This window comes from Bradyrhizobium sp. S69, from assembly GCF_009766005.1.
Taxonomy (GTDB): Bacteria; Pseudomonadota; Alphaproteobacteria; order Rhizobiales; family Xanthobacteraceae; genus Bradyrhizobium.
This window is the reverse complement of record NZ_LMUK01000025.1, coordinates 22,812-35,780: the sequence shown is the minus strand read 5'-3', so window position 1 is coordinate 35,780 and position 12,969 is coordinate 22,812. Positions and strand designations below refer to the sequence as shown.

The window sequence follows — 12,969 nt, the reverse complement described above, 5'->3', positions numbered from 1 at the left end:
CCGATTGAGGCGGTTGTCGCCCTCGCCCGGGGGCGGCCGGAGGTAAGATCGCAACCATTCGTTAACGCGCCCGGCCTATGGTTAACGGGGAGTATACCGAGATGTTCGGTATCCGCTTAGAGCCGCGCCATGTATCGCATCGATTTCAACAAGCTGCGATTTCTGATTTGCGACGACAATCCGCATATGCGCCGCATCTTGCGTACGCTGCTGCATTCGTTCGGCGCGCGCGAGGTCTATGAATCCGAGGACGGCGCCACCGCGCTGGAAATGTATACGCACTACGTGCCCGACATCGTCATCACGGACTGGTCGATGCCGATTTTCGACGGCCTCGAATTATCGCAGATGATCCGGCAGCCGGAATCCAAGGGCAATCCCTACGCGCCCATCATCATGTTGACCGGCCATTCCGAGAAACGCCGCGTCACGGTGGCGCGCGACGCCGGCGTGACCGAATTTCTCGCCAAGCCGATCTCGGCCAAAGGGCTCTATCAGCGCATCCTCAACGTCGTCGGCAATCCGCGCCCGTTCATCAAGACCAAGACCTATTTCGGCCCGGACCGCCGGCGCAATACCTCTACCGCCTATATCGGTCCCGAGCGCCGCATCGGCGGCGAGATGGAAGTGATGCAGCAGCCCTCGCTGCTCGACAAAGCCCGGACCCCTATCTAGCGCGCCAGACGCGAGGAACTGACATGGCGAGAGAAAAGCCCGCGGCGCTGCAGATCGAGACCTTCGCCGACCATCACGTGATCACGCAGCCCAATCCGTTGCGCAAGGTGTTGCGGCGCGTCGCCGAAAAGGATCTCGACGATCCGGTGGCGCGCGCCGAAAAGGCGCTCGCCGACCTGTCCGGCGAATTCACGAACTGGATGACGATCGAAAGCGACAGGCTCGCCGCGGCCCACGCCGCCATCCTGAAGGACGGCTTTACCAGTGTCACCCGCGAAGAGCTGTTTCGCGCCGCGCATGACATCAAGGGCGATGCCGCGACGTTCGGCTTCCCCTCCGCGGGCGCCGCGGCCGATAGCCTGTGCCGGATCATCGAGCACGCGCCCAATCTCGCCAAGGTGCCGGCGCCGCTGATCGCGCATCACATCAATGCGATCCAGGCGATCGTGCGCGAGCGCACCAGGCTCGACACCGTCTCGACCGCCAACGAACTGAGCCGGCAATTGCGCGGCATCGCCGACGAATATCTCAAGCACGCCAACCGCAACCGCCCCGAACATCTCGAAGCCATCCTCGCACCGAGCATCGTGCCGGGAGATTAGAAAAAGTTCTGGCGTCGTCTTCGCGAAAGCAGAGAATACAGATACCAACTTTCGTCTTTCCGGGGCGCGCTTTTGCGCGAGCTACGATGCGCAATTGCGCATCTGAGAATCCATACTCCCCGTGGCAGCGTTCGGTCCTGAGCAGCAATACAGGGGTTATGGATTCTAAGATGCGCAATTGCGCATCATAGCTCATCGCTTCGCGATGCCCCGGAATGACAAACTTTACAGCATTTCGAAAACTACGCCGCGATCAGTTCGTCATGCGCGAGCGCAATGGCGTCATCCGCCACCAGTTCGTCGCAGAACATGCGGGCTTCTTCCCGCGCCGACTCGGTCGCGAAGCGCCGCAGCAGGATCAACAGAGGCTCGGTGGCCTGCCCGTCGGTCTCGCAATGCGTCAGCACGCGCTCGACCATCCGGCGCCGCAATCTCGCAGCACCTCCCGGCGTGTCGACAAATCCGCTTTCCTGGCTGGCTTCGAGCGCGACGCGGAACGCGGCGAAGGTCGATGGCGGAAATCCCGCGCGCGTCAGCAACGCTTGCAGGCTGGCGCCGCCGCGATCATGCAGCAGCGCGGCGACCCGTGCCGGCGGCAGATCGGACAATTCCGCGAGCGCATGATCGAACAGTTCGAGATTACCCGATAGCAGCGCGCGCAGGATCAGCCCGGCGGTGAGCTGGCCGGTGGCGCGAAGATGCCGCACCAGCCCGCTCATGTCCTCGCCGCGCGAACGCGCCGCGATGTTGACCGCCGAGCGGTCACGGGCTTCGCTTGCGATCCGCTCCGCGCGATCGGCGCTCAGCCAATTTCGCGCGACGACGAATTGCGCCAGCGTGTCCGAGAGCTTGGCCACCAGCGCGACCCGCGTCGCCGCCGGCAGATCTTCCAGCACCAGCATCGATTCCCGGATCGCGGCAAGATGACCGTGGCGCTCGACAATACGGTCCCAGGAAAACGGCGCGAGCTCGGCGTTGGGGTTTTCGATCAGTTCGAGCGCCGCCGAGGCGCTGCCGACTTCGGCGATCGCGGCACATACCGAGGCCGGGAGATTGATCCTGCGGGCGATAGCGCATTGCATCACGCAGTTGCCGGTGGCGATGATGTCGACAAGGTCAGCATCGATCAAAAGCGGGGAATGTTCGAGCACCGGAAGTGCCACCGACGGCTGGTCGAGCGACAGAGCCTGCACGATGGCGCCGGGCGCCTCGAGGCTGCGCGCGAATACCTCGGCCATCGCCTGGCGTACCAACGGCGACGGATCGTCGAGCAACATCAAGAGCGCGCCCGCCGCGGCGGCGCGATCCTCTTCGCTCAAATCCGAAATGATCCAGGCCCGCGCTAGAGCACGCGTGGCTTCTGCCCGCTCGCCTGCCGGAGCGGTCCTTACCCAACTGATGAACTGCCGAACGATCATGGTCCTGCCGGCTTACGCAACTTGAAACGACACCGCGGCGCGATGCCACTGTCATACAAAATAAACCACGACGCTTAACAAAGCGTTCACCATAAGCGGCTGGTTTTATTGACGTTTTGTTAAGGGTGCCGGACGGCCCGCGAGCGGATGAGCGCCCAATGCGCGTGGCCACACCGATATCTACCACCGTCAGCTGATGCCGACGGCGCCATTCGCTGGCACGCAACAAGCGCGGCAGGCGCCGATCTCAGCGTTTCTTCTTCGCTGATTTTTTGGCTGATTTTTTGGCTGATTTTTTGGCCGCCTTCTTCTTGGCCGCCTTTTTCTTTTTCGCTGGCGCTTTGCGTTTTGTCGCGGCTTTTTTCGTGGACGTCTTCTCGGCAGCCTTGCTTTTCGCAGCAGATTTCTTTCTCGCGGCGGCGGCCTTACCGCGTACCGGCTTGTGAACAGGCTTAGGCGCCGGCGGAGCAACGTTCGCAGACGGGTCGTGCGCCGGCACCGCGCTTGGCGGCTGCGGCGTGGCGGTGGCGCCCGCGACGCCCTGATGCGATCCGAACCAGAACTGGATTTCGGCGAGGTCGTTGCCGGTGAGATAGCCGCTCTGCCATGAATCATTGTCCACCAGACCGTGCCAGACTTTCGGATCCTGCCGGTGCGCCTCGACATAGGCGTTCCATCGGTAGGCCTGGTAGATCGCGATGATGTTGGCGGCATAGGCCGCGGCAAGCGGCGCGTTGCCTTCGACGATCATCAGATTGTCGTCGTTGGCGGTGGAAGCCTTGTAGCCGAGATTGTGCGAGCCGGTCATGACCACGGGGTGTTCCCCGAACGGATCGATCACGACGACCTTGCTGTGAATGTGAACGCCGGCGCCGAGGATTTCCGTCGCCCAGTCGTGAAACACGTCCTTGATGTTCTTCGGCACCATCGACTCGTAGCCGAGGTGTTGCGGCGGCTGGTTGCCGCCGCTGAACAACGTGACGGGAGTGCCGGACGACGGATCGAGCGCCGCGTGGGTCGAAGGCTTCGCAGCCGGTTTGCTCGTCGAGTCCGTGGTGAGGTTGGCAATCTCTTGGTTGACGACCCCACGGATATAGAGCCCGCCGTCGAAATTGGCCGTGCCCTGATGGTGCCGAAACAGAATGTTTTGCAGCAGCGTCCATTTCTCTTCCGGCTTGTCGGCCGGGACGAACACACCGGGATTGAAAAACAGGAACAGGATGCCTTGCTTGGCGCCGTTGATCAAAGTGCGCGCATAGTCGAGATCCTGCCCGGCGCTGGTCGGCGCGAACCACTGGGTGATGCGGCCGCCGTCGACATTGAACGTCTTCGACGTCGAATTTGCCTTTGCCAGACTGGGCGGATAGGCGTTGCCGGCATCCTTGACCAGATTCCATTCGGCGAGAAAATCCGCCGCCAGATCGGGATCGTTGACGATGATGCCGTTGTTGGCCTGCGTGCACAATCCGGTCATGGTCCAGTTGGTGCTCCCGGAGAGAACGCGTTGCGGCGCGCCCTTGGCATCGCAGAACACCACGAATTTGTTGTGGGCGAAGTGATTGCCGGAAACGATGCGGTCGTGCAGATCGACGATCGAGCGCAATTCGGCGCGCACCGCCTTGTTCTCGTCATTGGCCGGCGGCTTGAAAGCGCCATTGGCCAGCACCAGATGGCATTTCTTGCCAAGCGACTTCAGCGCGGCAATCAATTCGGGATCGTTGAGTTCGTACAGCGCCGCATAGATCTCGCCGCCGTTTTTCTTCACGTCGTCGAGCAGCGCTAGAATCTGCGGCCGCAGCAGCCCGCTCAATGCGTTGCGCAGCGCGTTGCCGGGAGGGGTGGTGTCGGCAATCAGATCGGCGATCTTGGGCTTCTTGCCGAGGCTAGCGAGCACGCGCGACACCCATTGCGCAGAGACGATGCCCTTGTTGAAAAAAGCCGACACGTTCGGCGATGCCTCGCCGGAGATCGTCATCGGCGCCGTCAGCGCGCTGGCATCCGCGGTCGAGAGCTGCAGATGATCCTTGTCCGGCCCGACCACCGGAATGACCGAATATTGCACGACGTCCCCGGGCTTGACACCGTAGTCCCACCACATGAAGCGCTGAAGGGCGAATTTCCACGGCGCCGCGGGATCCAGTTTGTCGTCGTCGGAAAATCCGACAAAGCCGTGCAGATAGGCTTCGGTGGTTTTGCCAGCGACGTTGAGCGTGCGCTGGATCGTGAAGCCGCGACATTCCGGGACCGGCTTGCCGTCACTGGGCAGCCATATGAGGCACGTATGATCGCCGTTGTCGTAGACCTTTACGTCGATGGACATGGCCAACTCCTGTCGCCGGGGACACAAGCTTCGCCGCAATCCTAGCGATCCATCAAAGATTGCACAATATCAGCAATACACGCGATAGGCACCCGCGACACAGACATTTTGCCGCAGCGGTGTCGCGCAGCGTGACGATAGGTCACTCACGTTGACGCTGTTGGGCACGGTCATTTCGGGAGTGAGGAGTTCGCTTCGCTGTCGCTAGCTGCTGAAAGTGCCGCTGCGATCGCTGAACAGATCGAGCCCTTGCGACGCGCTGGACGCCTGGTTCGCGGGCGCCGGGCTCGCCGACGCGACCGATGTCAGCGAGGACGATTCACCCCACAATTTGTGGACCGTCGCCGAAACCGGCTGTGAGCGCTCGCCTGCCTGGAACAACGATCGGAAGCTGGTATCGCCCGCCGTCGAGCCATCGGCCGTGGACGATGCTGATGCTACTGTAACCGGGCTCGCCGACGCCGCGTTTGGAAAGCTCGAGAGATAGGCGGCATTGCCGGCCGGCGTGGAGTACGAGGCCGCGCTCGCAACGGCTGTGGTAGGCAGCGTGTCGCCCACCGCGGCCATCGCGGTGCGCGTCGCCGTTGAATTGGAGGCCGCGACGTAGCGCGATGTCAGCACCGAATAGACGTCGGAGACACTGCGTGCATGCCCGGCATTGTCGTAGAAGATCGCATGGTTGGCCGCGGCTGCGTTCGGAAACATTTTCGCGCCCGAGGCCTGCGGGTCGTCCTCGGCGCTGGTGATCAGCTTGGCCGCACCGCTGACGCCCATGAAATGGGCCATATAGAGTTCGTTGTCGGTCGGGCGGCGGCCGATCGAGCCGGTCAGTTTGAAACTGTTGGAACGGGTCAGGACCCCCGCCATCGCCGAACTGGCGGTAGGGTCGTCCCGCAGATTCATGATCGTGGTTCGCGCGCCGGGGTCGCTGACCGAGTAATTGCCGGAGGAGGATTTGGAGATGGCGTCGGCGTATTGGCCATAGCCGAGTGCGGTGCCGGCTTCCTTCATGGTGCCGAGCCAGGTCTGCCCGATGAATTGAAACAGCCCGCTCGCCGACGACGTCGAAGCCGTTGCCTTCGGATTGAAGTCGGATTCCATCTTCGCGGTCGCGAGCAGATATTGGAAGCTGGTGCCGGTGGTGTTGGCGGCCTGCTTGATCGCGCCGGCAATCCGCGCGCGCGACGGATCGACACCTGCCGTCGCCGTGGTGCTTGAACTATCGACAGTCGTCATCTGTTGGTGCCCCGCTCCCCGCGAAACGCCCGCCCTGGCCTATTCGCGCGCCTTTCTCCCAAAAGGGCGCTCATGCCGTCGTCACATTGGGACATCTATGGTTAATGGCGGGTTAATGGCGGCCCGTGGGGCCCGGCGGTCAAGGTTGGGCTTCATAATAGAGGGCGACGGCGTCGATTTCTTCCGCCGTCATTTGCCGCGCGATATTGCGCATCTGCTGACTGATGTCGTTGCGCCGGCCGCCCGATGCAAACGCCTTCAATTGCGCCTTGATATAGACGGCAGACTGCCCACCGAGCCACGGACTGCCGGCCTTGATGTCGATATCGCCATGGCATGCCCCGCAGGGCGCGATATTGCGCATCGGTGCGCCCGTTATCACGATCTGCGGCGCTGGCGCATTGTCGTTCAAATGGCTCGAGGGCACCCGCGGCAGGAAGGAATAATAGGCCGCGAGATCCAGCATGTCCCGGTTGCCCATGTTCGCGGCAAACGGACTCATCACGGCATTGACCCGCGCGCCCGCCTTAAAATCGTTCAGCTCCTTGTAGGTCACGGCGGCATATTGCCCCGCGAGGTTTGGCGAGTTGGCGTCGCTGACGCCCTGCGGCCCATGGCAGATCGCGCAACGCTGCGCCAGGGTCGCGCCTCGCCCGATCGACACCTGATCCGGGTGCGTCAGCATCTGCGATGTCATCACGACATTGGAGGTCTTGAAATCGGGCTGCTGGGCGCCGCCGGACCGCGGCACTGTGCGCGGCACCCCGGCCGCGCTGCAGATGGCGTCCCAGATGCCGCTGATCTTGAGGTCGGGCTGAACCATCGGCAGCCAGATCAAGCCGGCCAGTGCCGCCAGCACGGCGATCGCCCCGCTAACGCCGACGCTGGCGCCGAACCACGGGTTGCGAAACGAGAACAGCTTCTGCTCGCTCATCGGCTGGCTCCGACATAGACTGCGGGCACATTGGTCTCCTTCAGCACCAGAAGCTGGCCGATCGGATAGCCGTAATTCACCACCGTGAGACCGACCATCAGCGCGAGCCACAGCCCAAAACTGTTCAGCGCCACCGGAATCCTCTCGGGCATATGGACCGGCACGCTGAAGCGATAGGCGCCCGCCTCACTGCGGTGGGCCATCTGGCCCCGGATCAGCACGACGAAAAACAAAACGCCCGAAATCAGCAGGATCAAGCCGCCCACCGTCGATATCGCCACCGAAAATGCCTGCGGCGAGATCGCGGGATTGGCGTAATCGTAAAACGCCATGCGGCGCGGCATGCCGAGAATGCCGACATAGTGCCACGGAAAGGTGGTGACGATCATGCCGATGAACCACAGCCAGAGCTGGGCACGCATCAGGCCGAAATTTTCCAGCGCCCGGCCGGTCAGATGCGGCCACAGATCATAGGCGATCGCGAAATACATGATCACGATCGCGCCGCCGAAGATCAGATGGAAATGCCCGGTGATCCACTGTGTATTATGGATGCTGGCATCGAGCTGATAGCTCATGTTGATCAGGCCGCCGGCGCCGCCGAAGCCGAGCATGACCAGCGAAAGCGCGGTCGCGAGCATGATCGGGTTTTGCCAGGGCAACGCCCTCACCCATCCGAACGCACCGCTGCCGCCGCGCAAACGGCTGGCGATCTCGGCGGACGCGCAGATGGTGAACACCGTCAGCAAGGTCGGGAGCGCGACCAGGCCGGTGAACACCGAATGCATGAACTTGAATCCGGCGCCGACTTGCGGGTCGGCAAACAGATGATGCATGCCGATCGGCATCGCCACCACCACGAACAGGATAAAGGAAATCCGCGCCATGGCGTCGCTGTAGAGTCGTCCTCCGATCGCGCGCGGGAAGATCGTGTAGTAGGCGATGTAGGTCGGGATCAGCCAGAAATAGACGATCGCATGCAGCGTCCATGAGAAGAACACGCGGGCAAGCCCGGCATCGATAGTGGATTTGAGGCCGAGCGCCACCGGCAAAATCAGGAAAATGATCTCGAGCGCGGCGCCGACCGCGGTCCAGCCCCAGAGATAGGAGCCCGCGACATTGGCGAACATCGCCAGCGGCACCGGCCGCTCCGGGTTCTCGCGCTTCCAGATCGAAAGATTGATCGACATCAGCGCGACCCATATCCATGAGCCGACCACGACCATCACGACGCCGATATAGTAAAAGGGATTGCCGACCATCGGCGGATAGAACGTGTAGAGCACCGAGGCCAGGCCTATCGAGACCGGGATCATCGCGACCACGGCGCCGACCGCGACCAGCGCAAAACCGGCCCAGGCCCAGCGCGTTCCGATCAGCGGCTTTTCGAGCGCCGATTCGGTGATGGCATAGCCAAAACCCATCGCGATCAGGGTCGGAAACACATAGCCCATCGCCGAGCCGTGCGCGGTGACCGAGCGATAATATAATTCAGGATTGAAATGCCAGGCGTTGAGCGGGCTTCGGACGAACATCTGCCAGGCGCCCAGTATCAACGCCAGGCCGAACACCACAAAGGCGAGCCAGAAATGCGCCAGGATCAGCCGCTTGTTAATCAACACAGCTCAGCCTCCGCTGCGACGCCATCATGCCGAGGAAGGTTGCCTTGTCGACCACCTTGACCTTGCCCCACATCCCTTGATGCCCGATCCCGCAAAATTCCTGGCACGGCATCGCGTGCTCACCCGGCGCCTTGAATTGGACCGGCAACTCCGAGACATAACCCGGCACCAGCATGGTGTTGATGTTGGTGCCTTCGATCAGCAGGCCATGCACCACGTCGGCACTGGTCGCGCGCAATGTCACCGGCGTCCCTGACGGCACCACGATGCATTGCGGCGTGAATGAATATTGCTGACCGATCGCGCGCACGGTCACCGAGCCGTCGGCCTCCATCGCGCTGCCGAGATTGCTTTCAATGAATTCGCCGGCGAGATGAAGCGTCTTGGGATCGGCGGTCTCAACGTGACCTTGCGGCATGGTCGCATGGTCGATACCGATGAAGATCGCCATGCCGACCAGCACGCCGACGATCGCAATCGACAAGGTCGCCCATCGCCGCTCGATCCGGGCCGCGACGGCTTCGCCAAGATGAGGATCGCTCTCGGTCGTCATGATCAGGCGCTCCGCGGCAGGAACACCAACAGATAGAACGCAAACCACAACGCGATTACGACCGCCGTTGCGATCCCGGCGACGACGACGGCGCCGCCCGGACCGGAGCGAACGATGGCGGCGACGCGTTCGTCTTCGGCGCCCAATGTCGTTGCTTGCGGTGGAGATGAGTTGATCATGGCATGCCTCAGTTCAGCGTCGCCGCGCGCAGTTCATTGGCCTGCCGCGCCGAAACCGGTTCGCCGCGATTGCCCCAGGAGGTCCGGATGTAAGTCACGACGGCGGCGACCTCGTCGTCGGACAGCCGCTGTGCAAACGGCGGCATGCCATATGGTTTCGGATTTCCGGCGGTGCCCGGCGGATAGCCGCCATTGAGCACCATCCGGATGGCGTTAACGGCAGAGACCATCTGGATCGACGGATTGCCGGCCAGCGGCGGATAATGCGGCGGCATGCCGAGGCCCGCAGCACCATGGCAACCGGCGCATTCCCGATCGTAGATCGACTTGCCGAAAGAGAGCAGCAGGCTGCTTTCGGCCGAAGGCAGTGGCACGGCCGGCTTTTCCGGTGACGTGCCCTGCGCGAGGCTCTTGAGATACACCGCCATCGCACGGGTATCGTCGTCGTTGAGATATTGCAGGCTGTTATAGACCACTTCCGCCATCGGCCCGTAGACCACGCCGCGACTGGACACGCCGGTGCGCAGCAGGTCGGAAATCTCCTCAATGCTCCAGTCGCCGAGGCCGGCCTCCTTGTTCGAGGTCAGCGACGGCGCATACCAGTTCTGCATCGGAATCAGCCCGCCCTCGAAGGCCTGCGATTCCGAGCTGCCGCCGAGCGCATTGATGGCGGTGTGGCACATCCCGCAATGGCCGAGGCCTTCGACCAGATAGGCGCCGCGATTCCAGTCGGCCGATTTGGTCGGGTCAGGTTTGTACTCGCCTTCCCGGAAGAACAGCGTGCGCCATCCGATGATCAGCGAGCGGTTGTTGTAGGGAAAGCTGAGATCATGCGGGGTGTTGATCTTTTTCACCGGCGGGATCGAACGCAGATAGGCGAAGATCGCGTCGCTGTCTTCGCGTGTCATCTTGGTGTAGGAGGCAAACGGCATCGCCGGATAGACCAGTCCGCCGTCCGAAAAACGCCCATTATGCATCATCTTGAAGAACTGATCAGACGTCCATATGCCGATCCCGGTTTGCTGATCGGGCGTGATGTTCGAGGTATAAAGTGTGCCGAACGGCGTCACCATCGGCAGGCCACCGGCAAAGAGCTTGCCTTCGCGCGCGGTATGACAAGCGATACAGTCGCCGGCACGCGCGAGGTACTCGCCCTTGGCCAGCAAAGCAGCGTCTACGGGCTTCTGTTGCGCCATCGCCCGCGGCGCGCTGGCCAATAACGCCAAAGCCAGCGCAAAGAGCAGAGTCTTCACGGGTCTCGGCATACGCGGGATCTCCCTTCAGTTCGGTTCGCTGCCGCAGGCGAGCGGCATCGGCAGGCTCCCGCGCGGCGCGAATGATGGGTCAGTCGGTGCCGATCGCGACGAGAGGTAGGCTGCGACCGCCTTCACATCGTCTTCCGTCAGCAGACTGGCGACGATCTGCATGCAATCGGGCGCGGCCGCGGTCCGCGTGCCGTACCGCCATCCTCCGAGCTGGGCACTGATGTAACTGGCGCGCAGGCCCAAGAGGCCGGGGATCGCTGGCTCCATGCCGGTGAAGCCCGGATTGTGACATCCCGAACAAGCGGGGATGCCATGCTGCGGATCGCCATTCTTCACCAGCGATTCGCCACGCGCCAGGATTTCACCGCTGACGGTGGGGATCGCAGGCGCCGCAAAGGGCGGCCTCAGCGAGGCGAAATACGTAGCAATCTCCTTCAAATAGGCGTCGGGCAGAAACTCCAGCAGATAGTTCATCGGGGGGTATTTGCGTCGCCCGTCCCTGAACGCCACGAGTTGGTTGTAGAGATAGCCGGCAGGCTTACCCGCAAGCCGCGGGAAATAGACGTCGCTGGTGCCCTCACCTTCGGCGCCGTGACACGACGCGCAGGCGAGAACACGCGCAGCCATGGTGTCAGGCGCGCGGTCAGCGATCTGCGATTGCGCAGCTCCGAACGGAAGCGCAATCAAGGCGACAAAGGCGAATATGGGTCGAAAGCGATGTGTCACGTACCGGCCCCTCGACGACAGGGCGAACGTCGCACACTCCGTTATTCGTGCATGATCAATTTTGCACACATGATCGATTTTGATCTACGTGCGATAGACTTTCTTCGGATCGAACACCCTGTCCGCATCGACGAATGACAATTGCACACCGCCGTCGCCGGTACCGACCTTGCGGTAGAAACACGAGCGGCGGCCGGTGTGGCATGCCGCGCCGGTTTGCTCGACCCGGATCCAGACCGCATCCTGATCGCAATCCATCCGCATCTCGACCACGCGCTGGGTGTGGCCGGAGCTCTCGCCCTTGCGCCACAGCGCCTTGCGCGAGCGGCTGTAGTACCAGGCCTCGCCGCTGGCGATGGTCTTGCGCAAGGCTTCGTCGTTCATGTGGGCGACCATCAGCACATCGCCGCTCGCCGCATCGGTGGCGACGCAGGTGACGAGTCCCGACGCGTCGAACCTGGGCCGGAAATCCAGCCCTTCCTCGACGTCATGACTATGTGCAGATGTGGACACGGGCAGTCCCTCGTTCAACTCAACCGAGGGTCGGCTAGCGCTGCGACCCTCGCACCATCGACAGGAAACGCGCCTGTTCCGCCGGATTGTCGCGGAACATGCCGGTGAAGCGGCTGGTGAACGTCAGCGCGCCATGTTTGGCGACGCCGCGCACCGACATGCAGGTGTGCTCCGCCTCGATCATCACGGCGACGCCGCGGGGTTTTAGAACTTCGTCGATCGCGGCCGCGATCTGTGCGGTGAGATGTTCCTGGGTCTGCAGCCGGCGCGCGAAGATATCGGTCAGCCGCGCCAGCTTCGACAATCCCACGACCCGCTCCACCGGCGTATAGGCGATATGCGCCTTGCCGTAGAACGGCATCATGTGATGCTCGCATTGCGAGGTGAATTCGATGTCGCGGATCAGCACGAAATCGTCATAGCCCGCCGTCTCGCCGAAGGTGCGGTCGAGCACCTCGGCGGGACATTGATGATATCCCTGATAGAGTTCGTCGAAGGCCTCGACCACCCGGCGTGGCGTATCGACGAGGCCCTCGCGCTCGGGGTTCTCACCGATGTAGTTCAGCAGGACATGCACCGCCTGCTCGGCTTCGGCGCGCGAGGGGCGCGGCTGGTCGGCGCTCACCGCGGCGGCGAGGAACTCGGACGGGTCCAAGGCGGCCGGACGGGCTTCAGCTGTCTTCGAGGCCGGTGCTTTGGAATCCGAAGATTTGGAATCAGCAGATTTCGCGTCGGCGGGTTGGTTGGGGCGGAGGGATTTGATCAAGGCGTCCATGTCTACTCCGTTCGACCGGTCTTTCAGACCGGAGTGTCACCGGCAGACGGGGCGGCTTGCCGCCGGACGCCTGAGTCACGATGTTGATGTCGGGACAGCCCGTTTGGTTGGTATTTGGGGCCACCCGGTCAATGGACGGACTGTTTTTCCG

13 protein-coding genes are annotated in these 12,969 nt (G+C 62.5%); 2 read left to right on the top strand and 11 right to left on the bottom strand.

What is annotated here, in order from left to right; genetic code table 11:
- Window positions 1-129 precede the first annotated feature (129 nt).
- Together GSQ88_RS09480 and GSQ88_RS09475 are read left to right on the top strand one after the other, a co-directional pair.
- Window positions 130-675, top strand: a complete 546-nt coding sequence (locus GSQ88_RS09480; RefSeq protein ID WP_159007438.1) for a response regulator — start codon at window positions 130-132, stop codon at window positions 673-675.
- 23 nt (window positions 676-698) lie between these two features.
- On the top strand, window positions 699-1,277 hold the full coding sequence (locus GSQ88_RS09475) for an Hpt domain-containing protein (RefSeq protein WP_159007435.1): 579 nt from the start codon (window positions 699-701) through the stop codon (window positions 1,275-1,277).
- A 242-nt stretch (window positions 1,278-1,519) separates the two neighbouring features.
- Here the strand turns inward: GSQ88_RS09475 and GSQ88_RS09470 are convergent, their stop codons facing one another.
- From GSQ88_RS09470 to folE, 11 genes are all read right to left on the bottom strand, one after another.
- On the bottom strand, window positions 1,520-2,695 hold the full coding sequence (locus GSQ88_RS09470) for a DUF2336 domain-containing protein (RefSeq protein ID WP_159007433.1): 1,176 nt from the start codon (window positions 2,693-2,695) through the stop codon (window positions 1,520-1,522).
- A 247-nt stretch (window positions 2,696-2,942) separates the two neighbouring features.
- Entirely contained in the window at window positions 2,943-5,015 is a 2,073-nt protein-coding gene (locus tag GSQ88_RS09465) for a phospholipase D-like domain-containing protein (RefSeq protein ID WP_159007431.1), read from the bottom strand.
- 204 nt (window positions 5,016-5,219) lie between these two features.
- Window positions 5,220-6,251: a transglycosylase SLT domain-containing protein gene (locus GSQ88_RS09460; protein ID WP_159007429.1), complete on the bottom strand. Its 1,032-nt coding sequence runs from the start codon at window positions 6,249-6,251 to the stop codon at window positions 5,220-5,222.
- A gap of 139 nt (window positions 6,252-6,390) precedes the next feature.
- Window positions 6,391-7,185: a c-type cytochrome gene (locus tag GSQ88_RS09455; protein WP_159007427.1), complete on the bottom strand. Its 795-nt coding sequence runs from the start codon at window positions 7,183-7,185 to the stop codon at window positions 6,391-6,393.
- Window positions 7,182-8,807: a b(o/a)3-type cytochrome-c oxidase subunit 1 gene (locus tag GSQ88_RS09450; protein ID WP_159007425.1), complete on the bottom strand. Its 1,626-nt coding sequence runs from the start codon at window positions 8,805-8,807 to the stop codon at window positions 7,182-7,184. The genes GSQ88_RS09455 and GSQ88_RS09450 overlap by 4 nt, the downstream gene beginning before the upstream one ends.
- Window positions 8,797-9,360, bottom strand: a complete 564-nt coding sequence (locus tag GSQ88_RS09445; RefSeq protein ID WP_159007423.1) for a cupredoxin domain-containing protein — start codon at window positions 9,358-9,360, stop codon at window positions 8,797-8,799. Before GSQ88_RS09445 ends, GSQ88_RS09450 begins: the two co-directional genes overlap by 11 nt.
- Before the next feature lie 2 nt (window positions 9,361-9,362).
- The gene (locus GSQ88_RS34930; protein ID WP_174247966.1) at window positions 9,363-9,539 is read right to left on the bottom strand and encodes a hypothetical protein; all 177 of its coding nucleotides are present in this window, start codon (window positions 9,537-9,539) and stop codon (window positions 9,363-9,365) included.
- Between the two features lie 8 nt (window positions 9,540-9,547).
- Window positions 9,548-10,804, bottom strand: a complete 1,257-nt coding sequence (locus GSQ88_RS09440; protein ID WP_174247965.1) for a cytochrome c — start codon at window positions 10,802-10,804, stop codon at window positions 9,548-9,550.
- Window positions 10,805-10,819: 15 nt separating this feature from the next.
- Window positions 10,820-11,431, bottom strand: a complete 612-nt coding sequence (locus tag GSQ88_RS09435) for a c-type cytochrome (protein ID WP_159007422.1) — start codon at window positions 11,429-11,431, stop codon at window positions 10,820-10,822.
- A 183-nt stretch (window positions 11,432-11,614) separates the two neighbouring features.
- Entirely contained in the window at window positions 11,615-12,043 is a 429-nt protein-coding gene (hisI, locus tag GSQ88_RS09430; protein ID WP_174247964.1) for a phosphoribosyl-AMP cyclohydrolase, read from the bottom strand.
- A gap of 34 nt (window positions 12,044-12,077) precedes the next feature.
- A complete protein-coding gene (gene folE / locus GSQ88_RS09425) occupies window positions 12,078-12,818 on the bottom strand; it encodes a GTP cyclohydrolase I FolE (protein WP_159007420.1) in 741 nt (246 codons plus the stop codon).
- Between the last annotated feature and the right edge of the window lie 151 nt (window positions 12,819-12,969).